General features: G+C 74.4%; 21 protein-coding genes. 8 read left to right on the plus strand and 13 right to left on the minus strand.

Annotation, left to right across the window (positions count from 1 at the left end; genetic code table 11):
• Nucleotides 1-31 precede the first annotated feature (31 nt).
• Together ND486_RS13160 and ND486_RS13165 are read right to left on the minus strand one after the other, a co-directional pair.
• Nucleotides 32-952, minus strand: coding sequence for an ADP-ribosylglycohydrolase family protein (locus ND486_RS13160; protein WP_251784588.1), 921 nt, complete (start codon nt 950-952; stop codon nt 32-34).
• Complete coding sequence (locus tag ND486_RS13165; RefSeq protein ID WP_251784589.1) at nt 949-1,155, minus strand: hypothetical protein; 207 nt, start codon at nt 1,153-1,155, stop codon at nt 949-951. Before ND486_RS13165 ends, ND486_RS13160 begins: the two co-directional genes overlap by 4 nt.
• 65 nt (nt 1,156-1,220) lie before the next feature.
• Between ND486_RS13165 and ND486_RS13170 the strand changes: the two genes are divergently transcribed.
• Nucleotides 1,221-1,877 carry an NUDIX domain-containing protein gene (locus ND486_RS13170; RefSeq protein WP_251784590.1) on the plus strand — a complete coding sequence of 219 codons (657 nt, stop codon included), beginning with the start codon at nt 1,221-1,223 and terminating at the stop codon, nt 1,875-1,877.
• A gap of 3 nt (nt 1,878-1,880) precedes the next feature.
• Here ND486_RS13170 and ND486_RS13175 read toward each other — a convergent pair whose 3' ends face one another.
• From ND486_RS13175 to ND486_RS13185, 3 genes are all read right to left on the minus strand, one after another.
• Complete coding sequence (locus ND486_RS13175; RefSeq protein WP_251784591.1) at nt 1,881-2,582, minus strand: TetR/AcrR family transcriptional regulator; 702 nt, start codon at nt 2,580-2,582, stop codon at nt 1,881-1,883.
• Nucleotides 2,583-2,667: 85 nt separating this feature from the next.
• Nucleotides 2,668-3,423: an SDR family oxidoreductase gene (locus ND486_RS13180; protein WP_251784592.1), complete on the minus strand. Its 756-nt coding sequence runs from the start codon at nt 3,421-3,423 to the stop codon at nt 2,668-2,670.
• 69 nt (nt 3,424-3,492) lie between these two features.
• Entirely contained in the window at nt 3,493-4,032 is a 540-nt protein-coding gene (locus ND486_RS13185) for a metal-dependent hydrolase (RefSeq protein WP_251784593.1), read from the minus strand.
• A 116-nt stretch (nt 4,033-4,148) separates the two neighbouring features.
• Between ND486_RS13185 and ND486_RS13190 the strand changes: the two genes are divergently transcribed.
• Nucleotides 4,149-5,459 (plus strand): D-arabinono-1,4-lactone oxidase, encoded by a 1,311-nt coding sequence (locus ND486_RS13190; protein ID WP_251784594.1) that lies wholly within the window; start codon nt 4,149-4,151, stop codon nt 5,457-5,459.
• Nucleotides 5,441-6,451 (plus strand): alanine racemase, encoded by a 1,011-nt coding sequence (locus ND486_RS13195; protein ID WP_251784595.1) that lies wholly within the window; start codon nt 5,441-5,443, stop codon nt 6,449-6,451. Before ND486_RS13190 ends, ND486_RS13195 begins: the two co-directional genes overlap by 19 nt.
• Nucleotides 6,452-6,454: 3 nt before the next feature.
• Here ND486_RS13195 and ND486_RS13200 read toward each other — a convergent pair whose 3' ends face one another.
• The 4 genes from ND486_RS13200 to ND486_RS13215 are packed head-to-tail and all read right to left on the minus strand — an operon-like array spanning nt 6,455 to nt 9,693.
• Nucleotides 6,455-6,895 carry an SRPBCC family protein gene (locus tag ND486_RS13200; protein ID WP_251784596.1) on the minus strand — a complete coding sequence of 147 codons (441 nt, stop codon included), beginning with the start codon at nt 6,893-6,895 and terminating at the stop codon, nt 6,455-6,457.
• A gap of 22 nt (nt 6,896-6,917) precedes the next feature.
• Nucleotides 6,918-7,673, minus strand: a complete 756-nt coding sequence (locus tag ND486_RS13205) for a hypothetical protein (RefSeq protein WP_251784597.1) — start codon at nt 7,671-7,673, stop codon at nt 6,918-6,920.
• Complete coding sequence (locus tag ND486_RS13210; RefSeq protein ID WP_062401664.1) at nt 7,673-8,506, minus strand: phosphoenolpyruvate hydrolase family protein; 834 nt, start codon at nt 8,504-8,506, stop codon at nt 7,673-7,675. Before ND486_RS13210 ends, ND486_RS13205 begins: the two co-directional genes overlap by 1 nt.
• Nucleotides 8,503-9,693, minus strand: coding sequence for a Tm-1-like ATP-binding domain-containing protein (locus ND486_RS13215; protein WP_251784598.1), 1,191 nt, complete (start codon nt 9,691-9,693; stop codon nt 8,503-8,505). The genes ND486_RS13210 and ND486_RS13215 overlap by 4 nt, the downstream gene beginning before the upstream one ends.
• Nucleotides 9,694-9,820: 127 nt before the next feature.
• Here ND486_RS13215 and ND486_RS13220 point away from each other — a divergent pair, with 127 nt between their 5' ends.
• Nucleotides 9,821-11,017, plus strand: coding sequence for a hypothetical protein (locus ND486_RS13220; RefSeq protein ID WP_251784599.1), 1,197 nt, complete (start codon nt 9,821-9,823; stop codon nt 11,015-11,017).
• A 73-nt stretch (nt 11,018-11,090) separates the two neighbouring features.
• Here the strand turns inward: ND486_RS13220 and ND486_RS13225 are convergent, their stop codons facing one another.
• The gene (locus tag ND486_RS13225; protein WP_251784600.1) at nt 11,091-12,179 is read right to left on the minus strand and encodes a DoxX family protein; all 1,089 of its coding nucleotides are present in this window, start codon (nt 12,177-12,179) and stop codon (nt 11,091-11,093) included.
• A gap of 123 nt (nt 12,180-12,302) precedes the next feature.
• Here ND486_RS13225 and ND486_RS13230 point away from each other — a divergent pair, with 123 nt between their 5' ends.
• Nucleotides 12,303-13,265 (plus strand): ROK family protein, encoded by a 963-nt coding sequence (locus ND486_RS13230; RefSeq protein ID WP_224403036.1) that lies wholly within the window; start codon nt 12,303-12,305, stop codon nt 13,263-13,265.
• 43 nt (nt 13,266-13,308) lie between these two features.
• Nucleotides 13,309-15,030, plus strand: coding sequence for an alkaline phosphatase D family protein (locus ND486_RS13235; RefSeq protein WP_251784602.1), 1,722 nt, complete (start codon nt 13,309-13,311; stop codon nt 15,028-15,030).
• A 23-nt stretch (nt 15,031-15,053) separates the two neighbouring features.
• On the opposite strand, the gene ND486_RS13240 is transcribed toward ND486_RS13235, so the two are convergent.
• The gene (locus ND486_RS13240; protein WP_251784603.1) at nt 15,054-15,923 is read right to left on the minus strand and encodes a maleylpyruvate isomerase family mycothiol-dependent enzyme; all 870 of its coding nucleotides are present in this window, start codon (nt 15,921-15,923) and stop codon (nt 15,054-15,056) included.
• On the opposite strand from ND486_RS13240, the gene ND486_RS13245 reads away from it, so the two are divergent.
• A complete protein-coding gene (locus ND486_RS13245; protein ID WP_251784604.1) occupies nt 15,922-16,305 on the plus strand; it encodes a hypothetical protein in 384 nt (127 codons plus the stop codon). The two genes, ND486_RS13240 and ND486_RS13245, sit on opposite strands and share 2 nt — an antisense overlap.
• Nucleotides 16,306-16,419: 114 nt before the next feature.
• A complete protein-coding gene (gene icmF / locus ND486_RS13250; protein WP_251784605.1) occupies nt 16,420-19,686 on the plus strand; it encodes a fused isobutyryl-CoA mutase/GTPase IcmF in 3,267 nt (1,088 codons plus the stop codon).
• 36 nt (nt 19,687-19,722) lie between these two features.
• Here the strand turns inward: icmF and ND486_RS13255 are convergent, their stop codons facing one another.
• Both ND486_RS13255 and ND486_RS13260 read right to left on the minus strand, forming a co-directional pair.
• Nucleotides 19,723-21,138, minus strand: coding sequence for an MFS transporter (locus ND486_RS13255; RefSeq protein ID WP_251784606.1), 1,416 nt, complete (start codon nt 21,136-21,138; stop codon nt 19,723-19,725).
• Between the two features lie 446 nt (nt 21,139-21,584).
• Entirely contained in the window at nt 21,585-22,832 is a 1,248-nt protein-coding gene (locus tag ND486_RS13260; RefSeq protein WP_251784607.1) for an MFS transporter, read from the minus strand.
• Nucleotides 22,833-22,861: the final 29 nt, after the last annotated feature.

The raw sequence follows: 22,861 nt of genomic DNA on the forward strand, positions 1-22,861 counted from the left end.
GCCCGGCCCGGCCACGGTGGCCGGGGACCCGCTACCTCCCTGACACGATCCGCCCGGCGAGCGCGACCAGGTCCTCCCCGCCCAACCCCGGCCATCCGTGCAGCTCACGACGCCACCGCCCGGGCACCGCCGCACCACCGAACCGTCCCCCCAGCAACGCCCCCGCGATCGCGGCGACGGTGTCGGTGTCCCCTCCCCCGCCCACGGCCGCGACCAGGCCGTCGGGGAGCGTCGCCGCCCCCTCCACCGCCGACCGGGCGCCGAGCAGCGCGGCGACCACCCAGCCGTTCCCGACGGCCCAGGCGCCCGGCCGCAGTCCCCCGGCCCGGTCCAGCCAGACCGTCCACTGCGGATCGACCCGGGACAGCCCGGAGCGCAGGTCGAGCTCCCCCGTGCGCACGGCACGGTCGATCGCGAGGCACCACAGGACGCACGCCTCGCCCGCGACCGGGTCGTGGTGGGTCAGCGCGCTGACCGCGTGCGCGGCCTCGACGATCGCCTCCGGATCGCCGAGATGGGCGAGCGCGACCGGTGCGGTGCGCATCAGGGAGCCGTTGCCCGCGGTGCGCCCGGTCTCGGAGTGCACCCGCGCGGCGGCCGCCCGCATCCGGGCCGCCGATCCCGGGCCGGACGCGAGGCCGCTGAGGACCCGCCTGGTCTGGATCCCGACGTCGGCCGGGCCGGTCGCGAACCAGGCGAGGAAGCCGTCGGCGACGGCATCGAGCGCGTCCGGCGTCCGCAGGTCGGCGCCGGTGGCGGCGACCCGGGCGATCACGCAGCTCATCTCGGTATCGTCGCTCCACTGGCCCGGTGCGTAGCCGCCGAGGCCGCCGCCGAGCATCGCGGGCTCACCGACGAGCGGGCGGGAACCGTACTCGTAGGGGACACCGAGGGCGTCGCCCGCCGCCGCGCCCAGCAGCACCCCGGCGGCCCGGTCCGCGACGGTGCTCACGCCGCCACCACCGGCGGGTGGGTCGGGTTCGCCGCGACGGCGTCGACGGAGATCCGCCCGACCACCGGCGTGCCCGCCCGCTCGGCGACGCGCAGCGGGCCGCCGCCCAGGTCGTAGCCGCGGCCGCGCACGGCCCCGCCGCTGAAGACCGGGGACAGGGTCGGCGCCCCGTGCCCCACCGGGTTGCCCACGTGCAGGTCCATGACGCCCCCTATTGGATCAGTTCTGCGCTAACCAATAAGAGCACGATCGCGCTAATCTGTCCAGCATGGGATGGACCGACGAGCACGGCAGGCGCCTCACCGACTACGACCGGCCGTCCGTGGCCGTGGACGTCGCCCTGCTGACCCTCGACCCCGGGGGGCGGCTCGCCGTCGTCGTCCACGAGCGCACGGGGGCGCACGCACACGGGCTGCCGGCACTGCCGGGGACGTTCCTGCACGTCGACGGCACGGAGACGCTGCGTGACGCGGCGCTGCGCGCGCTGCGCGACAAGGTCGGCGTGACCGGCCGGGAGCCCGAGCAGCTGCGGGTCTTCGACGACCCCGCCCGCGACCCGCGCGGCCGGGTGCTGTCGGTGGCGCACGTCGACCTCGTGCCGCACGACCGGATCCGGGACACGACCGGCGTCCTCGCCCCGGTCGAGGACGGGACACTGCCGTACCCGCTCGCCTACGACCACGACCTCGTCGTCGCCCACGCGCTGGCCTGGGCCCGGGAGCGCTACGCGGCGGCGCCGGACCCGGCGGGACTGGCGGGCGAGGAGTTCACGCTGCTGGAACTGCAGGGCGTGCACGAGGCCGTCGAGGGACGACGCCTGCAGAAGGACACCTTCCGCCGCCGGGTCGCCGACGGCCTCGTCGAGACGGGGCAGGTCCGCGCCGGGACGGTCGGGAAGCCGGCCCGGACGTTCCGGCGGCGGTGACGCTCACCCCCGCCGCGCGAGCTCGGCCAGCCACTTCTTGAGCAGCACCGTCTCCGGCGCCCCGAGGACGTCGTTGTCGTCGGGCAGCGCGAGCAGGGCCGCCGCGGCGTCGCCGACCCCCGGCCCGCCGGGTGCGTGCTCCGCGTGTCCACCGGTGATCGCAGCGAGGGTGGCCTCGCGCATGTCGGCCGACAGCCCGGGGTCCGGGCGCGCGGTGATGATCTGCCGCAGGGTGACCCCGACGTTGGCGGCGAGGACGTGGGCCGCGGCGCGTTCCGGACTCACGGTGAGCCGGCCCCGGCGGTCGGCCTCCCGGGTCAGCCCGAGCAGGGCGGCAGCCGGTCCGTCCTGGGCGGACGGCCGTCGCCCGGGGGTGACCTGCCCGTACATCAGGGCGTAGAAGCCCGGGTTGGCGATGCCGAACTCGACGTGGGCGTCCCACCCGTCGCGGATGTCCTGGATCGGGTCACCGCTGGACTCCCGGGCCCGCTTCGCGGACAGGTACTGCTCGAACCCGTGCTCGACCACGGCGTCGAGCAGGCCCTCCTTGCTACCGAAGAAGTGGTACAGCGTGGGGAGCCGGACGCCGGCGGCGTCGCAGATGGCCCGCAGCGGGACGGTCTCCCCCGGCGACGCCGCGATGAGGTCGGCAGCCGCACGCAGGAGCCGGTCCCGGGTCCCGACCTCGGCCGGTTGATCTGCCACGACCCCACTGTAGGACGCCCGGCCGGGGCCGGGGCGCGGACCGCGGGCCGGCCGCCGCCCGCCCCCGGCACCCACCGGACCACCCTCAGCGCGTGGTGTAGCCGCCGTTGGCGAAGATCGTCTGGCCGGTGATCCAGCGCCCCTCGGTCGCGAGGAAGCGCACGATCGGCGCGATGTCCTCGATCTCGGTGAGCCGCCCGCCCATGGCCATCGACTTGTGGAACTCGACCCGCTCCGGGGTCTCCTGCGGGTAGAAGAACGGCGTGTCCATCGGGCCGGGGGCGACGTTGTTCACCGAGATCCCGCGGTCGGCGAACTCCTTGGCCGCCGCACGGGTGAAGTGCTCGACCGGGGCCTTGCCGCCGGCGTAGGTGGAGTAGCCGTCGGTGAAGGCCGCCAGCAGCGACGTGACGACGGTGATGATCGCGCCGTTGTCGGCGAGACTGCGGCCCGCCTCCTTGATGAAGAAGTACGCGGCCTTGGAGTTGATGTCGAACATCGCGTCGTACTCGGCCTCCGTGGTGTCCACGATCGGCTTGCGGAGCACCTTGCCGACGGCGTTGACGGCGACGTCGATCGGCCCGAGCGACCCCGCCGCGTCGGCGAAGAGCCGCTCGACCTGCGCCGGGACGGTCAGGTCGCCCTGCAGGAGCACCCCTTCGCGACCCGCTGCCTCGACCGCCTTCAGCGTCTCCTCGGCCTCGGCGCGCGAGGACGCGGAGTTGTAGTGGATCGCGACGTTCGCCCCCGCCTCGGCGACCTGGCGGCTGATCAGCCCGCCGAGGTTCTTGCCGCCCGCGGCGACGAGAACGGTCCGGCCCTGCAACGACTGCACGCTCATGCGTTCCTCCTGTATCGAGTGTATAGCTAGGTGTATCAGCTATACAGAGCGATGTCGAACGCAGTGTCGTCAGAAGGCCCAGGTCCCGGTCAGCAGCGCCACGCCGGTGACGGCCAGCAGCCCGACGACGACGTGCTCCCCCGTCCCGCCCGTGCGGAACCGCAGGGCCCGCGGCCAGCGGATCCCCTCCAGCGGCCAGAAGGCGAACCGGTTGCCGTGGGAGGTCAGCTCGTCGCCGATCGCCCCGACCCAGCAGCCCGCGCCGGCCGCGACACCGGTCCAGACCGCCGTCTCCCCGGGCAGCAGGAAACCGGTCCCCCACCACGCCAGCAGCCCGACCGCGGCCGCGAAGACCGGCGAGTGCGACAGGCCACGGTGCGAGACCCCGGTCGTCACCCGGGACAGCCACCGGATCGCCCGGCACAGGAGCCAGGTGACCGGCGGCAGCGACCGCGCGGCGACGCTCGACGGGTGGTCGAGGTCGGGCGCGAAGGCCGCCAGCGCGCACACCACCACGACCACCGGCACCAGCACCGGTGGCGGCGGGACCGCCGAGCAGACCGCGAGCCCCAGCACCGCGCCCGACAACGCGTGCGTACGCCCCATCATCGTGACCCCACCCCTTCCGAACGGACACGGAGGGTAACCGCGCGACACTGTGACGCCGGGTCGCCGACACGCGTGCCGGTCTTGACCGTGCCCGCCGGGCCGCGCAGGCTCGCAGCGTGACGGACCGGTGGCGCAACTGGGCGGGCAACCAGCGCACCCGTCCGATCAGGACGGTCCACGCCCGCGACGCCGACGACGTCGTCCGGGCGGTGCGCGACGCCGCCGAGGGCGACCTGCGGGTCCGCCCGCTCGGCAGCGGCCACTCCTTCACCGGCATCGGCGTGCCCGACGGCGTCGCGCTCGCCGTCCCCGCCGACCCCGCCGCGATCCGGCTCGACAGCGGGCTCGTCACCGTCCCGGCCGGGGTCACCCTGCACACGCTGAACCGGTGGCTGTGGGCCCACGGCCGCGCCCTGCCCAACCTCGGCGACATCGAGGCCCAGACCGTCGCCGGCGCGATCTCCACCGGCACTCACGGCACCGGCGCCGGATACCGCGGCATCGCCGACGGGGTGCGCCGGCTGCGCCTGGTCGACGGGCTCGGGGAGCTCCACGAGCTGGGCCCGGCCGCCCACCCCGACCTGTTCGACCTGGCGCGGGTGGGGCTCGGGGCGCTCGGTGTCCTGGTCGAGGTGACGCTGGCGACCGTGCCCGCGTTCCACCTGCACGCCCGCGAGTCCGCGCGCCCGCTCGCCGAGGTCCTCGACGGCCTCGACGATCTCGCCGCCGGCCACGACCACGTCGAGTTCTACTGGTTCCCGCACACCACGACCGCGGTGCTCAAGACGAACGACCGGACGGAACGGCGCTCGCCCGGGCGCGGCCGGGTCGCCGCGCTGGTCGGCGACGAGGTGCTCGGCAACGGCGCGTTCGGGCTCGTCCAGCGCGTCGCCGCGCTCGCCCCACCGCTGGTCCCGCGGCTCAACCGGGTCATGGCCGGGCAGATGGCCGCCGGGGAGTACGTGGCCCCGTCGTACGCGGTGTTCTGCAGCCCGCGCCGTGTCCGGTTCCTGGAGATGGAGTACGCCGTGCCGCGGGCCGCGCTGCCCGAGGCGTTCGCCGGGCTGCGGGCCGCCGCCGCGCGGCACGCCCACGACGTCGCGTTCCCGGTCGAGGTGCGGATCCTGCGCGGCGACGACATCGCGCTGTCCACCGCGTACGGACGGGACACCGCCTACCTCGCCGTGCACGTCCACTCGGGACGCCCGCACGAGGCGTACTTCGGGGCCGTCGAGTCGGTGCTGTCCGCACTGGACGGACGGCCGCACTGGGGCAAGCTGCACACCCGCACCGCGGAGCAGCTGCGCCCCCGCTACCCGCGGTTCGACGCGTTCGTCGCCGCACGTGACCGGCTCGACCCGGCGGGCCGGTTCCGCAACCCCTATCTCGACCGGGTCCTGGGAGTGCCGTGCACGTCGACGACCTGACCACACCCGCGCTGCTCGTCGACGCCGCCGCGCTGGAGGCGAACCTCGCCGACATGGCCGCGCTGCTGCCCGGCCCGCGGCTGCGCCCGCACGTCAAGGCGCACAAGACGACCGGGCTGGCCCGGCGGCAGGCCGCCCACGGCCACACCGGGTTCACCTGCGCCACCGTCCGGGAGGTGGAGGGCATGGCGGCGGCCGGGCTGGGCGCGGACCTGCTGCTCGCCAACGAGGTGCTCGACGCCCGCCGGCTCGGCGCCGTCGTCGGGTCGGGCGCGCGGGTCACCGTCGCGATCGACTCGGAGCAGACGCTGCGGGCCGCCGTGGACGGCGGCGTCCGCGAGGTGCTCGTCGACGTCAACATCGGCCTGCCCCGCTGCGGCATCGCGCCCGCGCGGGCCGGGGCGCTCGCCGACGCCGCCCGCGCCGCCGGGCTCGTCGTGCGCGGCGTGATGGGCTACGAGGGCCACCTGCAGATGCTCGACGACGCAGCCGAACGCGCCCGGCTCACCACCGAGTGCACCGACCGGCTGCTGGCCGCGCACGCCGACGTCGGCGGCGAGGTGGTCTCCGGCGGCGGCACCGGCACGCACGCGATGAACACCGCCTGCACCGAGATCCAGGCCGGGTCCTACGCGCTGATGGACACCGCCTACACCGCCGCCGGGCTGCCGTTCCGGCAGGCGCTGACGGTGCTGTCCACCGTGGTCTCGACGACCGCACCCGACGGCGACATGCCCGGCTGGGCGGTCGCCGACGCGGGCCTCAAGGCGTTCGGCATGGACCACGGCAACCCCACGGTGCCCGGTGGGAACGTGTGGTTCTGCTCCGACGAGCACCTGGTGTTCGCCGCCGACGCCCCGCCGCGCACCGGTGACCGGGTGCGGATCGTGCCGGCACACGTCGACCCGACCGTCGCGCTGCACGAGCGGATGCACCTCGTCGACGGCGACGAGGTGCTGGAGACCTGGGCGGTCGACCTGCGCGGCTGGTGAGGCCTACCGGCCGAACCTCTCCCCCAGCGCCGCCAGGCCCGTACCGAACACGCCGTTCGCGAACAGGCCCGCGAGGTCGCCCTCGTCGGGGCCGTCGGCGTCGAACTCGGTCCACCACTCGCCGAAGGTGTGCCCGACCGCGGTGACCGGGGCCAGCCGCACGGTGGATACGTAGCGGCGCACCGGGAACGGCGACTCGAGGATCTCGTAGGTGAGGGCGTGGCCGCGCTCGTCGAGTGCGGTCAGCTCCTCGACGACGGTGCCGCCGCCCTCGGCGAGGGTCAGGCGTCGCTGCGCGCCGATCTCGCTGCCGGAGGCGCCGCGGATCAGCTCGCAGGTCGCGATCGCCGGGTGCCAGCGGTGCAGGCCACCGAAGTCGCGGACGTGCGGCCACACCTCGGCCAGCGGTGCCGTGATCACGGCACTGGAGTAGGGACGGGGCATCGGGGACTCCTCCTCGGGAGTGTCAGGACTGCCGGCGCAGGTGGGGGGCCTGCGCCGCGAGCTGGTCGAGCTGGGCGCGGACGTCGTCGAAGCCGCTGTCGACCCGCAGGTCCAGCGCGATCGACGCGGCCAGTTCCGCGGTGTCGTGGAAGGCGGTGCGGGCGACCTCGAGGCGGGCGCCCACGGTGCGGGCCACCCCGCTGCCCTGGCCCGCGCTCTCCAGGCTCTCCCCCATCCGCGCGGTGCGCAGGGCCTCGGCGAGCTCGGCGTCGAGGTTGCGGCCGATGTCGTGCAGCCAGTCCCTGGCCGGGCCGTCGGGCACCGTGCGCACGACGCCGTGGAAGGCGGTCACCGAGCCGACGCAGCCGGAGTAGGCGCGGGCCCAGCGCGACCCGGCGACGAGGCCGTCGGGCAGGGATGCGGGGGCGTTCTCGGCGGCCCGTCGCATGGCCTCGCGCTCGGCGGGGCTCGCGGAGCGCAGGTAGGAACGGGCCAGCGCCTGGGCGGGCAGCCCGACGAACAGCACCGCCGGGACCGCGCAGAACACCGCCGAGGCGATCGCGTAGCCTAGCGTCCGGCCGAGCAGCTCGTCGGCCGGGTACTGCCCCACCTGCGTGATGCCGACGATCACCCCGATCAGCACACCGAGGGCCGCCCCGGCCAGCAGGAGCACCAGCCACCCGTGCGCGGCGAGGGCGTGCGACACCCTGCCCCCGCGCACCGCCATCCGTCGCCGCCAGTCCCCGCCGGGCGGCGGGGCGGGCATCCCGCGCGCCATCACCGCTCCAGCACGTTCTTGAAGGCGCGCGTCTGCTCGGTCAGCGCGGTCTCGGTCGGCAGCCGCTCCATCGACGAGGCCCCGTAGAAGCCGTGGCAGACCTTCGCCGTGCGGAGCACGTGCGCGGCGTCCTCGGGCATCGCGACCGGCCCGCCGTGGACGAGGACGAGCACGTCGTCGCGGACCTCCAGCGCCGCCTGCGCCCACTCGTCGACGAGTGCCACGCAGTCGTCGAGGGTCTTCGCGGTGCCCGCCCCGATCGCGCCGCCGGTGGTGAGCCCCATGTGGCACACCACGATGTCGGCACCGGCCCGGGCCATGGCGCGGGCGTCGTCGGCGGAGAAGACGTACGGCGTGGTGAGCATGTCCTTGGCCCGCGCCGCGGCGACGAGGTCGACCTCCAGCGCGTAGCCCATCCCGGTCTCCTCCAGGTTGGCCCGGAAGGTGCCGTCGATCAGCCCGACGGTCGGGAAGTTCTGGATGCCGGCGAACCCGAGCGAGGACAGCTCGTCGAGGAAGCGGTCGGTGAACAGGAACGGGTCGGTGCCGTTGACCCCGGCCAGCACCGGGGTGCGGCGGACCACCGGCAGCACCTCGGCCGCCATCTCGACGACGATGTCGTTGGCGTTGCCGTAGGCCAGCAGCCCGGCGAGCGAGCCGCGGCCCGCCATCCGGTAGCGCCCGGAGTTGTAGATGACGATGAGATCGATCCCGCCGGCCTCCTCGCACTTGGCCGACAGCCCGGTGCCCGCGCCGCCGCCGACGATCGGCTCGCCGCGGGCGGCCATCTCGCCGAACCGCTCCATCAGCTCCGCGCGGCCGAACCGTCTCATCGCCGTACCTCCTGCCAGGCCGAGAGCACCGCGTCGGCGAACTCCGGGTCGTTGACGTGGTGCGCGACCCGCCGGACACCGTCCGGGGAGTCCACACCGGCCTCGATCGCGGCGAACAGCGCCGCGTCGGCCTCGGGATCGTGGAACGCCGCGCCCGGCGCGTCCAGTGCGGACACCCCGCCCAGCGGGAGCAGGAACCGCCACGGCCCGGTCAGCGCGTTCAGCTTCGCCGCCAGCCAGGCCCCGATCTCCCGGTTCTCGTCGACGGTGGTGCGCATCAGGGTGACGTTCGCGTTGTGCTCGTGGAACAGGCGGCCGGCGAAGCGTTCCGGGACGGTCGCGCGTGCACCGAAGTTGACCATGTCCAGGGCGCCGCAGGACCCGACCCACGGCACCGCGGAGCGGGCGATGGCGTCGAGCCGGTCGGGGCCGCAGGCCATCACCCCGCCGACGAGCAGGTCCGCGACCTCGGTGGTGGTCAGGTCCAACACCGAGTCGACCAGGCCGGAGTCGACGAGCTTCTCCATCGACGGCCCGCCCGAGCCGGTGGCGTGGAAGACCAGGGCGTCGACGCCGTCGCCGAGCCGTTCGCGGACCGCGGTGACCAGCGGCGTGGTCACCCCGAACATGGTCAGCCCGACGGCGGGCAGGTCGGCACCGGTCTCCGGCGGCGGGGCGGTGACGGCGGCGGCCAGCATGTGCGCGGCGTTGCCCAGTACCCGTCGCGAGATGCGGTTGAGGCCGGCGACGTCGGTGACGGCGTACAGCATCGCGACGTCGCTCGCCCCCACGTAGGGCGCGGTGTCGCCGGAGGCGACCGTGGAGACCATCAGTTTGGGGACCCCGACCGGCAGGTCGCGCATCGCCGGGGTGACCAGTGCGGTCCCGCCCGAGCCGCCGAGCCCGAGGACGCCGCCGACGTCGTCGCGGCCGGCGAGGAAGGCCCGCAGCGCCTGCGCCATCGCCCCCACCGCGCTGCCGCGCTCACCGGTGAACACCGCGCCGGCGCCACCGGGGTGGCAGGCGGCGACCTCGGCCGCGGTGACGTCCGGACCGGGGCCCGCCGCACCGGAGGTGGACACGTCCACCCGGCGCACGTCGGCGCCGTCGGCGGCCATCAGCTCGGCCACCCACGCCAGCTCGGCGCCCTTGGTGTCGAACGTGCCGATCACGTATGCGGTCCCCACACAGGAGTTCTACCCGGACCCGGGCACCCGGGGCGAGGGCCGGAGCCCGGACGGCGCAGGGCACCATGGACACGCCCCCCTTCCGCCGGGCTCGTGACCTCGGGGCCCGTGACGTCGTTGGAGAGACATGCTCGGTCAACCGGACGACCCGCGAGGCATCGTGCTCCCGCTCGACGGGCGGCCCGGCGGAACGGAGACCGGCGCCCCCGAACGCAACGGTGGCCCGCGTCCCCTCCGCAACGGGACCCCTCCCCCCGGCCCGGCACTGCTGCTGAGCTGGACCCCCACCCCGGCCGTCGACGACGACCGCACCTGGGCGACGCTGTCGGCGTCGAGCGAGCTGGCGCGGCGGCTCGCGCCCGACGCCGGCCGGGCACCCGCCGCCGGGCTCACCTTCCGGCTCGCGCTGCCCGAGGCGTTCGGCGCCGAGCCGCTGCTGCGCCTGGCCGGCGGCGAGACGGCCGCGGCGGCCCCCGGGTCGTCGGCGCTGGTGCCGGTCGCCCCCACCGCACCCGGTGACCGGCACGGCGCCGGGCTGGGCCTGCTCACCCTGACCACGGCGGCCGAGATCGCCGCGACGGGCACCCAGACCCGGGTGCTCGACGAGCTGACCGCCGCGGTCGACCAGCTGGCCCCGTCGTGCGTGATGCGGCTGGACTCGCGGCTCCGCGCGGCCGAGGAGTCGCTGCGCGAGGCCCAGACCGAGCTGCTCGAACGCGGCTCGCTCGTCGTCGACGGCGACGCGACCGACAGCGGTTCCCCGTCGCGCGGGCTCGAGACGGCCGTCGCGAACCTGTCGGTCCTGCGCCACCAGACGCACGCCTGGATCGCGGGCTGGGAGCGGGTCGTCGCCGGGGCGGACCCGTCGGGGACGCCCGGCCTGGCGCTGCGGGACGCGCTCGGTGAGGTCGGCAAGCTCGGCTGGACCGGGTTCCCGGCCGCGGTGCACGGCGCCTACCAGGCACTCGTCCTGGACGCCCGGCGCATCCTGCTCACCGCGGCCGACCACCTGCTGCGTGCCCCGAACCGGCCGCTGACCGCGCTGCGGCCCCTGGTCGAGAGCGACCTCGCGGGCCGGGCCGCCGACGTCGCGCGGCTGCACCGGCTGCTGACCACGCTGTCGACGCTCCCGCAGACCGTGCGCAAGCGCTCAGGCGGGATGATGCCGAACCTGATCGCCGACCAGGCGGCGGCCAACGCACGCAGCCAGGCGCTGTTCACGCGGATGGCGAACGCGCTGCGCTCCCCGGTGTGGGACGGCCGGGTCGTCGTCGAGGTGCGGTCGCTCGACTCGGGCGAGCTGCAGGTGCTGCGCCCGGTCTGACCCCGGACACGTCACGGCCCTCCCGTCCGGCGCGGAGCCGGTCGGGAGGGCCGTGGACGGGTGTCGCGGTGGGTCAGCGGGCGACGGCCTCGGCGCGCTTGCGCGCGTCCTTCGCCGACGCCTTGGCCTGCTTGGCGGCCTCGGCACCGGCCACCGACGCGCGGTCGGCCAGGTCCGAGCCGAGCTTCGCGGCCTGCGACTGGGCCTGGGTGACCAGGGTGGAGAAGCGGTCGGCGTACTCGGGGGCACGCTTCTCCGCGCGGGCGGCGGCTTTGCGGGCCTGCTTCTCCCAGCGGACGCGACGCTTCTCGGCCTCGCGCACCCACCGGTCGCCGGTGCGCCCGGCGGTCTTGCGGTACCGGGCGCCCTTCTTGTCCACGACCTTCTCGAGCTGGGCGCCGCGCTTCTCGGCCGCCTTCGCCAGCTTGGCGCCGCGCTTCTCGGCGACCGCGGCCTGCTTCTGGGCGGCCTTCGAGGTGCGCTCGGCGGCGGCCGAGAGCTGCTCGGACCAGGTGGACGCCTTGTCCGAGGCGACCTCGGACAGGTGCGCGGCCTGCTCGGAGGCCTTGCCGCCCCACTCGGTGGCGCGCTCACGCACGACCGGGCCGTACTCCTCGACGGCCTCGGCCAGCTTCTCCCGGCTGCCCGCGGCGGCCGCGGCGATCGAGGTGCCCGCGCCGGCCAGTCCCGCGGCGAGCTGGGCACCGGTGTCGGAACCGGAGCCGGACAGCCGGGCCTGGGCCCGCTCGGCGGCCTGGCGCGTCCGGTAGGCGTGCGACGGCTTGCCGTGGGTGTCGGCGGCCGCGATGAGCAGCCCGCCGAGCAGGCCGACGTTCTTCAGGAAGTGGATCTGCTCGTTGGCGCGCTTCTGCTGGTCGGTCTCCTCCCAGAAGCGGTGCCCGGCCAGGGTGGTCGGGACCAGCGAGGCGGCCAGCGCGGTGGCCGACAGGCGGGGGAACTTGCCCAGGGCGAGCAGCGAGCCCGCCACGATCTTCACTCCGGCGTCGACCTTGACCAGGGTCTCGTTGTCGGGGCGCCGGTCCAGCGGGGCGTTCTCCACGACCTTGTCGATGGCCGGGGCGGCCTGGTCGAGAACGGGCTGTGCGGCGGAAGTCAACGCGTCGGCGTTCCGCAGCTCGTTGATTCCGCCGTAGATGAACACGGCCGCGAGGGCGGGTCGGGCTACACGTCGCAAGACTGGCATGGGGCACCTTTCCCCGGCTCGTCCGTCCGCAAACCCGGGGTGGGTGTGGCGTCACCGCCGTGGGATGGCAATCATGCCCGGGTGACGAACGGACGGCGGGCCATCGGGCTCGACATCGGAGGAACGAAGGTCGCCGGAGCGATCGTGGGAGAGGATGGCACGGTCCACGCCGAGCTGCGGCGCAACACCCCGGACACGTCCGATGCGGACACGATGACCACCCTGTTGCGGGAGATGGTCGAGGAGCTGCGCGGCGACGCCGAGGGGGCGGACGTGTCCGCGATCGGCGTCGGTGCCGCGGGGACCGTGGAGTGGCCGGTCGGCCGGATCCGCTGGGCACCCAACAACAACTACGAGAACTGGGACGTCCGCGGCCTCCTGGAGTCCGCGTGCGGGCTGCCGGTGGTCGTCGACAACGACGGCAACGTCGCCGGTCTGGCCGAGGCCCGGCTCGGCGGGACCCGCAACGACGACATGGTGCTGCTGACCGTCGGCACGGGCGTCGGGGCGGGGATCGTGCTCGACGGGAAGATCTACCGCGGCGCGCACGGGCTCGGTGCCGAGGTCGGGCACATGAACGTCAACCCGGACGGCCCGCAGTGCGGCTGCGGCAACTACGGCTGCCTGGAGGCGGTCGCGTCGGGGACCGCGCTGACCCGGATGGGCCGCAGCGCCGCCCTGCACGACCCGCGGGGCATGATCGCGACCCTGGCCGCGGAGGCCGGGGGCGAGGTCACCGGCCAGCACGTGACGATGGCGGCGATGGCGGGCGACAGCACGGCGGCGTCGCTGTTCCAGCGGCTCGGGCGCTCGCTGGGGATCGGCATCGCCAGCATCAACGCGATCTTCGAGTTCGAGGTCGTGCTGATCGGCGGCGGCCTGGTCGACGCGGGCGAGCTGCTGCTCGAGCCGGCGCGCCGGGCGGCCCGGGAGTTCCACTACGGCCCGCCCGAGGTCCGCCCGATCCCACCGGTGCTGCCCGCCACCTACAAGGGCGACGCCGGGAAGATCGGTGCGGGGCTGCTGGCGCTGGAGGAGACCTGATCTCGTCCCGCGACGGGGCCGGGGCACGACTACGCTCGGACGGGTGACACTCCTGCTCGGACCGGTGCTGCGGCACGTCGACGAGACCAGCGCGCTGGTCTGGGTGCAGACCTCCGGCCCGTGCCGCGTCTCGGTGCTCGGCTGCGACGCCGCGACCTTCGAGGTGTCGGGCCACCACTTCGCCCTGGTGCGGGTGACCGGGCTGACGCCGGGCACCCGCACCGCCTACGAGGTCCACCTCGACGGCGAGCAGGTCTGGCCGCTGCCGCACTCGCCGTTCCCGCCGAGCCTGATCGCGACACGCGGCGCGGACACCGAGGCCCACCAGCGGATCGTCTTCGGCTCCTGCCGCTACGTGAAGCTGGCCGACCCGAAGCTGGCCCGGCAGTACGGCCTCGACGCGCTCGACGTCTACGCCGGCCGGATGGCCGGGCTGCCCCCGGAGACCTGGCCGACCACCCTGCTGCTGCTCGGCGACCAGGTCTACGCCGACGAGCTCACCCCGCAGACCCGGCGGCGGATCGCCGGGCGGCGGGAGCGGCACCCGGACTGGCCCGACGACGAGATCGTCGGCTTCGACGAGTACTCGGGCCTCTACCGCGACACCTGGTCGGACCCCGAGGTGCGGTGGATGCTCTCCACCGTCCCCACCGCGATGATCTTCGACGACCACGACGTCCGCGACGACTGGAACACCTCCGGCGCCTGGCGCGAGCAGATCGCCCGCACGCCCTGGTGGTCCGAGCGCATCCGCTCCGGCCTGGCCTCGTACTGGGTCCACCAGCACCTGGGCAACCTCTCCCCCGCCGAGCTCGCCGCCGACCGGACCTGGCAGGAGGTGCAGGCCGCCGAGGGCGACGTCTGGCCGCTGCTGTCCGAGCGGGCCGCCCTGTGGGACCGCGAGACCGGCGACGGCGACGACACCCGCAAGGACGAGCGGTTCTCCTTCTGCTGGGAGCTCGGCCGCACCCGGCTGATCGTCATCGACTCCCGCAACGGACGGATCGTGGAGTCCACGCCGCGCCGGATGGTGTCCGACGCCGAGTTCGACTGGATCTCCGCGAAGGCGCTCGCCCCCGGCGACGTGGACCACCTCGTCCTGGGCACCTCGGTGCCCTGGCTGATGCCCCAGGTCATCTCCGACCTGGAGGCCGCGACCGAGAAGGGCGCGAACGGCTCCGGCCGGGTCGCCGCCGTCGCCGAGTGGGCCCGCCAGGAGGCCGACCTGGAGCACTGGCCCGCGTTCGGGCACTCCTTCGCCCGGCTCGCCGAGCTGATCCGCGAGGCGTGCCGCCCGCGCGCCGGGGACGCCCCGCCCGCCACGGTGTCGGTGCTGTCCGGCGACGTCCACCACTCCTACGCCGCCGTCGCCGACGTGCACACCCACACCCCCGGGGACCGGCCCGGCCGCGGCCCGGAGGGCACCCGGGTCCACCAGCTGACCTGCTCACCGGTGCACAACGTGGTCCCCGCGGTGATGCGGGTGATGTTCCGGATCACCTGGTCGCGGCTGCTGGGCAGGATGACGACCCGCTGGACCCGCCGGACCGGGGCCGGCAGCGCGGGCGTGGCCTGGGAGCGGACGACCGGTCCGCTGTTCGGCAACCTCGTCGCGACCCTGGAGACCGACGGGCGACGGGCGTCGTGCCGGTTCGAGCGGCCGCGCTCGGCCGCGGTGCTCGACACCGCGGCCGAGGTCGTGCTGACCCCGCAGGCCCCGCCCATGGCGGCCCGGCAGCGCAGGGGGACCACCCCGGCGGTCTGACCGGGGGCATCGGCGACGGCCCGTCAGAACCCGGTACCGGCCAGCCAGCCCGTCCAGACCTCGGCGTCGCCGAGGACCTGGAGACGGTCGTCGTCGGCGGGGATGCGGCGGGTGACGCCCCGGAGCAGGTCGGCGGCGGTGCCGCGGACGGCGGCGTCGCCCTTGCCGTGCCCGTGCTCCCAGACCACGCGCCCGCCCGCGCCGCGCACCATCCACTCCCCCGCCGCGTCCGGCACGTCGTCGGTGGAGTGCAGGTGCAGCGTGGCGCCGTCGGCGAGCGGCGGCTCGGCGGCGGCGGGGCGGGCGGCGAGCAGGCCCAGCCACTCCGAGACGCCGTCGGCGGCGACCTGCGGGTCGATCGGGAACGGCGCCCCGAGCGCGACGGCGGCGTCGGCGCGGTGCACCGTCGCCTCGTGCAGCCGCCGCCGCACCCACCACGCCGAGGGCTGCGGACCGGTGAAGGTCCACACCGGCGCGGTCGGCCCGGCCGCGACGACGGCGTCGAGCAGCTCGGTCGCGCCGTCGCGCAGCCACTGCGCCGCGACCTCCGGGCCGCCCTCGGGCGGCTTCCCGCCGGGCACCTCGCGCGGGTCGAGGGCCTCGGTGGCGCCGGTGGCGACCATCCGGGCCGCCCACCGGTGCCCGCGCCCGACGTGGCGGAGCAGCTGCAGCAGCGACCAGCCCGGGCAGGTCGGGACCGGGGTGGCCGGATCGGCCGTCGTCAGGAGGGTGGCCAGCCGGTCGTTCTCCGCGAGGAGGACGGCGGCGTACGGGTCGACCGCGGTGCGGTCCGGTGTCGTGGTCATGAATTCGTACCCCCGGTCGCGGAACATGTGGGTGGGTTGCGGCGAGTCGTGCATGACGATCGCGGAGTTCGGGTAGGCAGGGATCATGCCGCCTCATCGCGACTGGACGCGACGGGGCGCGGGACGGGCACTGCTGTACTGGCCGTTGACGGCCTTCCTGCTGGTGGCCGCATTCCCCGCGTACTCCGTGGTGCTGGTCATCGCCTCCGGGATCCTGCTGCCCACCCTCGGCCTCGTCGCCGGGCTGGCCGGGAAGCGCTGGCGGGCGCGCAAGCTCGCCCGGGCGCGTCGCGTGCTGTCCGACGTCGTGGACTCCGCCCCATCCGCCGACGACGACCTGGTCGCGCACGAGGACGAGCCCGACGCGACCGGTCCGGAGACCTCCTGGCCGACCGGTCGGCACGCCCGCCGGGTCCGCGACCAGGCCGCTCCGGCCACCGGGGAGCCCGCGGCACGCGACGCGGCCTGACCCGCACCGTACGACCCCTGTGACGCTCGCCGGGTTCCTTGTACGTCCGATACTAGGATGTCAAACTAAACCGGCCGGGACACCGCCGTCCGCCCGGCGGGAGGAACGTCCCCGATGAGCACGGACACGAACGCGCAGGCCGAGCTGCACGTCCCCACGCACCCGGTCCGTTTCGTGACCGCGGCCAGCCTGTTCGACGGGCACGACGCCGCCATCAACATCATGCGTCGGATCCTGCAGCGACAGGGCGCCGAGGTGATCCACCTCGGCCACAACCGATCGGTCGACGAGGTCGTGACCGCCGCGATCCAGGAGGACGTGCAGGGCGTCGCCATCTCCTCCTACCAGGGCGGGCACGTCGAGTACTTCTCCTACCTGGTCGAGCTGCTGCGCGAGCGCGGCGCCGGCCACATCAGGGTCTACGGCGGGGGCGGCGGCGTGATCGTCCCCGAGGAGATCGAGCTGCTGCACTCCCGCGGCGTCGCGCGCATCTTCTCCCCCGAGGACGGCCAGCACCTGGGCCTCCCCGGGATGATCAACATCATGATCCGCGAGTGCGACACCGATCTCGAGGCGCAGCCGCCGTCGTCGTTCGACGGGCTGTTCTCCGGGGAGACCGCGACGCTGGCGCGGGCGCTGACCCTCGCGGAGTCCGGGACGCTGCCCCAGGAGGTTCGCGAGCGCGTCGCCGCCGCCGAGCGCCCGGTGCCGGTCCTCGGCATCACCGGCACCGGCGGCTCCGGCAAGTCCTCGCTGACCGACGAGCTGGTCCGCCGCTTCCGGCTCGACCAGGAGGACAAGCTCCGCATCGCGGTACTCGCGGTGGACCCGACCCGACGCAAGGGCGGTGGCGCGCTGCTCGGCGACCGCATCCGGATGAACGCGCTGTCTTCCGGGCCCGCCGGCGCAGGAGGCAGTCACAGCCCGGTCTTCTTCCGCAGCCTCGCCACCCGCGGCAACGACGGCGGCTCACTGCCCGAGCGGCTCGGCGACACCATCGCGGTGCTCCGCTCCGCCGGGTTCGACCTGGTGGTCGTCGAGACGCCCGGCATCGGCCAGGGCGACGCGGGCATCGTCCCGTTCGTCGACCACTCGCTGTACGTGATGACGCCGGAGTTCGGCGCCGCGTCCCAGCTCGAGAAGATCGACATGCTGGACTTCGCCGACGTCGTCGCGATCAACAAGTTCGAGCGCCGCGGCGCCGAGGACGCCCGGCGCGACGTCGGCCGCCAGCTGGTGCGCAACCGTGAGGAGTTCGGCGCGACCTGGGAGGACATGCCGGTCTACGGCACCTCGGCCGCCACCTTCAACGACGACGGCGTCACCGCGCTCTACCAGCACCTGCGCGACCTGCTCGCCGAGGGCGGGCTGACCGTCGGCGAGGGGCGTCTCCCCCGCGTCGACACCAAGACCTCCAGCGACTACGCGGCCGTCATCCCGCCGGAGCGGGTCCGCTACCTCGCCGACATCGCCGGTGCGGTGCGGGACTACCACGCCGACACCGAGACCCACGCCCACGCGGCCCGCACCGCGCAGCACCTGCGCACCGCCGCCGAGCTGGTCGGCGGCGACGACCTCGACGAGGCGCTGCGCACCGCCGAGAAGAAGGTCCCCGTCGAGTCCGCCGAGCTGCTGGAGTCCTGGCCGTCGCGGGTCGCGGACTACTCCGGCGACGAGTACGTCTACACCGTGCGGGACAAGGAGTTCCGCACGAAGCTGACGCGCGAGACGCTGTCCGGCAACCCGGTGCGCCGGGTCGCGCTGCCGAAGTTCGACGACGACGCCGCGCTGCTGCGCTTCCTGCGCCGGGAGAACCTGCCCGGCTTCTACCCCTTCACCGCCGGGGTGTTCCCGTTCAAGCGGGAGGGTGAGGACCCGGCCCGCATGTTCGCCGGCGAGGGCGACCCGTTCCGCACCAACCGGCGGTTCAAGTACCTGTCGGAGAGCTCGGACGCCAAGCGCCTGTCGACGGCGTTCGACTCGGTCACCCTCTACGGCCACGACCCGGACACCCGCCCCGACATCTACGGCAAGGTCGGCACCTCGGGCGTCTCGATCGCGACCCTGGACGACCTCAAGGCCCTCTACGACGGCTTCGACCTGTGCTCGCCGACGACCTCGGTGTCGATGACGATCAACGGCCCGGCGCCGACGATCCTCGCCTACTTCCTCAACGCCGCGATCGACCAGCAGGTCGACCGGTTCCGCGGCGAGCAGGGCCGCGAGCCCGACGAGGGTGAGCGCGAGGAGCTCGTCGCCTACGCGCTGGCGAACGTCCGGGGCACGGTGCAGGCCGACATCCTCAAGGAGGACCAGGGCCAGAACACCTGCATCTTCTCCACCGAGTTCTCGCTGCGGATGATGGCCGACATCCAGGAGTGGTTCATCGCGCACAAGGTGCGCAACTTCTACTCCGTCTCGATCTCCGGCTACCACATCGCCGAGGCCGGGGCGAACCCGATCAGCCAGCTCGCCTTCACCCTCGCGAACGGGTTCACCTTCGTCGAGAGCTACCTGGCGCGCGGGATGGACGTCGACGACTTCGCGCCGAACCTGTCGTTCTTCTTCTCCAACGGCATGGACGCCGAGTACACGGTGATCGGCCGGGTCGCCCGCCGCATCTGGGCGGTCGCGATGAAGGAGCGCTACGGGGCCAACGAGCGCTCCCAGAAGCTGAAGTACCACGTCCAGACCTCGGGACGGTCCCTGCACGCGCAGGAGATGAACTTCAACGACATCCGCACCACGCTGCAGGCGCTCTGCGCGCTCTACGACAACGCGAACTCCCTGCACACCAACGCCTACGACGAGGCGGTCACCACACCCACGCAGGAGTCGGTGCGTCGCGCGATGGCCATCCAGATGATCATCAACAAGGAGTGGGGTCTGTCGCTGAACGAGAACCCGCTGCAGGGCTCGTTCGTCGTGGACGAGCTCACCGACCTCGTGGAGGAGGCGGTGCTGCGCGAGTTCGAGTCGATCGCGGAGCGTGGCGGTGTGCTCGGGGCGATGGAGACCGGCTACCAGCGCGGCCGGATCCAGGACGAGTCGATGCTCTACGAGCACCGCAAGCACACCGGTGAGCTGCCGATCGTCGGCGTCAACACCTTCCTCAAGCCGGCCGACCCGGACGAGGCGCACCAGGAGATCGAGCTGGCCCGCGCCACCGAGGCCGAGAAGCAGTCCCAGCTCGACCGGCTCGCGGACTTCCAGTCCCGGCACCGCACCGAGGCCGAGCAGGCGCTGCGGCGGCTGCAGGACGTCGCGACCGGTGACGGCAACGTGTTCGACGAGCTGATGCGGGCCGCGCGGGTGTGCTCGCTGGGTCAGCTGACCACGGCGTTCTTCGAGGTCGGCGGACAGTACCGGCGCAACATGTGACGGCGGGCGGGGCCGGTCCACCCGGCCCCGCCTCCCTCACCAGCGGCCGCGCCGGTTCGGGATCCGGGCGGCCGCCAGGCCGACCGCCGCGAGCGCCACCGCCAGCACCCCGTAGGCGATTCCGGCGGCGACGCCCGGGTCCTCGGCGGCGGTCACCGCGGCGGTCAGCACCGACACCGCGGCGATCCCACCCATCTGCCGGAACATGATGCGCAGCCCGGACACCGCGGCGACCTCGTCGGGCACCAGGTGCATGCCGGCGTTGTTGGCGGCCGGCCCGGACAGGCCCGTGCCCAGCCCGAGCAGGGTGGAGCCGGCGAGCAGCCACACCGTGGGCCCGCCGAACGGGGGCGCCACCGCGGTGACCACCAGCCCGGCGACGACGGCGACCAGGCCACCGAGCAGCAGCGGCCGGAAGCCCAGCCGGCGCAGCAGCGCGACCGCGGCCGCCGAGGTGACGATGGTGCCGACCGCGCGGCCGGTCAGCAGCGCCCCGGCGACGAACGCGGGCAGGTCGTAGCGGACCTGGGCGTAGAGCGGCAGGGTCGCCGAGAACCCGATCACCACGGCGCCGAAGACGACGTTGGTGACGTTCATGATGCCCAGACCGCGCCCGGCGAGCAGGTGCATCGGGACGACCGCGTCGGGCCGTCGCCGGGCGTGCCGGACGAACACCGCACCCGCCGTCAGCGCGACCACCCCGGCCAGGGCGGTCCAGCCGGGCCCCGACCCCGGCGAGCCGAGCCGGGTGATGGTGAGCATCGTGGCCAGCAGGGTCACGACGAGCAGCGCGATACCGGCGGCGTCGATCCGCGCGGTCCGCCGGTGCGGAGGGTCGTCGACCAGGGCCAGCCCGACGGCGACGAGCAGGATCCCGATCGGCACGTTCACCAGGAAGATGCCGTGCCAGGTCCAGGTGGTGAGCACCAGCCCGCCGACCAGCGGCCCGAGGATCGCGCCGATCGGGAAGACGCTGGTGAACAGCGCGAGCGCCCGGTCCCGGTCACGGCCGAACTGGTGCGCGACGATCCCGTTGGCGGCCGGCAGCATCACACCGCCGGCGAGGCCCTGCACCAGCCGGCAGGCGATGAGCACGCCGATCGAGGGGCTGAGCGCGCTCAGCCCGGACATCACCGTGAACACGGCGACCCCGGCCAGGAACATCCGCCGGCCGCCGAAGCGGTCGGACAGCCACCCGCCCAGTGGCAGCGCCAGGATCTGCCCGACGGCGGCGACGGTCACGACCCAGCCGGTCCAGGCCAGGTCGGCGCCGAGGTCGCCGCTGATCGTGGTCAGCGCGGTGGCGACCGACGTCCCGTCGAGGGAGAACATCAGCAGCGCCAGACCGACGACGGCGAAGACCGGCACGCGCCGGGGCAGCGGGTCGTCGCCGGGCGGCCCGGCGGAGCCGTCCCCGGCCGGGCGGTGGGTGTCGTGGGCGGCGTCGGTCACGTGGTGGGCACACCTGTCTTCCCGGAGGAAACGGACATGATGTGCTTACCACAAGCTAAACACCTCGGGCGGGGCGGCCGCCCGGCCGGCTCAGCGGCGGGGGCGGCTGCGTCGACGGCCGCGGTTCCAGCCGCCGAGGATGCCGATCGCCTCGACGAACGACTCGGCAGCCTTGGAGAGCTTGCGTCCGGCCTTCCGCATCGGGGTTCCTCCGAAGATGTGTCTGGTGCTGGGGGCGAGACCTCACCGTGACAGACGACGGCGAGTCGTCGACACGGGGGCACTGGTCCATGAGGGTGACGAACCGGACAGCGTCCGGTCCCGTCGCGGACGTCGACCACCCGGGCGGAGCACCGCGGCACGGCGTGTCGAGTGGCGGTGGCACCGACGGAGCAACGCCGGGGTGGACGCGCCGGGCCACTGCTCCAGGTGGGGAGAAGCGCGTCTCACACCGCGGGCGCCGGGGTCCGGCGCAGGACCAGCGCCAGCACCAGGGCCCCCACCAGCAGCGCGCTGACGTAGCCGACGACGCCCGCCCAGCCGGCGTGGTCGTAGGCGACCCCGCCGACGGCGCCGCCGATGCTGGACCCGGCGTAGTAACCGACCAGGTAGAGCGACGACGCCTGGGCCGGCACCGCACCGGGCAGCATCGCCGAGCGCCGCCCCACCCAGGAGCTGGCGACCGAGTGGGCGCCGAAGAAGCCGACGGTCACCAGCAGCAGCCCGGCCAGGGTGGTGGGGAGCAGGTCGGGCAGGGTCACCCAGATCCCGCCGAGCGCGACCAGCGTCGCCACCCACAGCACCGGGCGGCGCCCGAACCGGTCCCCCAGCCTGCCCGCGCCGGTGGAGGCCCAGCTGCCGGCGAGGTAGCCGAGGAACACCAGACCCACCAGGGTGCCGGGCAGCGAGAACGGCGGGGCCAGCAGCCGGAACCCCAGGTAGTTGTAGACGGTCACGAACGCGCCCATCAGCAGGAACGCCATCCCGAACAGGCAGAGCAGGCCCCGGTCGGTGAGGTGGCGGCGCAGCGGTCCACCGAGATCGCGCAGTCGGGTGCGGGCCGGGGCGGGCGCCGTCGCGGGCGGCAGGAGCAGCCGGAACGCGACGGTCGCGAGCACCGAGACCGCACCGACGGCCGCGAGCCCGGCCCGCCAGCCGCCGAGCTCGGCGACCCAGGACGCGACGAGCCGCCCGGACAGCCCGCCGAGGGTGTTGCCGGCGATGAGCAGCCCGACCGCGCCGCCGAGGTGCCGCGGCGCGACCTCGTGGGTGAGGTGGGCCATCGACAGGGCGGGCAGCGCCGCGAGGGCGATGCCCTGCAGCCCACGGACGACGACGAGGGCCTCGAAGGTGGGCGCCAGCGGGGCGAGCAGTGCGAGGACCGCCGACGCCGCGAGCGCCCAGGTCATGACCCGCGCGCGGCCCCAGGACTCGGTGAGCGCGGACAGCGGCAGTACGGCGAGGGCGAGGGTGCCGGTCGTCGCCGACAGGACCAGGCTGGCCGTCGACGAGGGCACGCCGAACTCCGCCGAGAGCGTCGGCAGCAGCCCCTGCACGCTGTAGACCAGCACGAACGTCGCCAGACCCGAGAGCCACAGGGCGATGCCGAGCCGCCGGTAGCCGGGGGTGCCGCGCTCATGGGGCGGGGCGGGCCGGGTGGCGGTCGGAGCCGGGGGACGCTCGGTCGTTGTCATCGCACACGACCGTAGGTGCCGACGTCGGA

It is taken from the genome of Pseudonocardia sp. DR1-2 (genome assembly GCF_023717215.1).
In the GTDB taxonomy this organism is placed as follows: Bacteria; Actinomycetota; Actinomycetes; order Mycobacteriales; family Pseudonocardiaceae; genus Pseudonocardia; species Pseudonocardia alni.

Bases quoted from the DNA above. Each gene is read 5' to 3' on its own strand.
- ND486_RS13165 (WP_251784589.1), bottom strand. From the start codon at position 1,155: ATGGACCTGCACGTGGGCAACCCGGTGGGGCACGGGGCGCCGACCCTG.
- ND486_RS13170 (WP_251784590.1), top strand. From the start codon at position 1,221: ATGGGATGGACCGACGAGCACGGCAGGCGCCTCACCGACTACGACCGG.
- ND486_RS13180 (WP_251784592.1), bottom strand. From the start codon at position 3,423: ATGAGCGTGCAGTCGTTGCAGGGCCGGACCGTTCTCGTCGCCGCGGGC.
- ND486_RS13185 (WP_251784593.1), bottom strand. From the start codon at position 4,032: ATGATGGGGCGTACGCACGCGTTGTCGGGCGCGGTGCTGGGGCTCGCG.
- ND486_RS13200 (WP_251784596.1), bottom strand. From the start codon at position 6,895: ATGCCCCGTCCCTACTCCAGTGCCGTGATCACGGCACCGCTGGCCGAG.
- ND486_RS13205 (WP_251784597.1), bottom strand. From the start codon at position 7,673: ATGGCGCGCGGGATGCCCGCCCCGCCGCCCGGCGGGGACTGGCGGCGA.
- ND486_RS13210 (WP_062401664.1), bottom strand. From the start codon at position 8,506: ATGAGACGGTTCGGCCGCGCGGAGCTGATGGAGCGGTTCGGCGAGATG.
- ND486_RS13220 (WP_251784599.1), top strand. From the start codon at position 9,821: ATGCTCGGTCAACCGGACGACCCGCGAGGCATCGTGCTCCCGCTCGAC.
- ND486_RS13245 (WP_251784604.1), top strand. From the start codon at position 15,922: ATGCCGCCTCATCGCGACTGGACGCGACGGGGCGCGGGACGGGCACTG.
- ND486_RS13240 (WP_251784603.1), bottom strand. From the start codon at position 15,923: ATGATCCCTGCCTACCCGAACTCCGCGATCGTCATGCACGACTCGCCG.
- icmF (WP_251784605.1), top strand. From the start codon at position 16,420: ATGAGCACGGACACGAACGCGCAGGCCGAGCTGCACGTCCCCACGCAC.
- ND486_RS13260 (WP_251784607.1), bottom strand. From the start codon at position 22,832: ATGACAACGACCGAGCGTCCCCCGGCTCCGACCGCCACCCGGCCCGCC.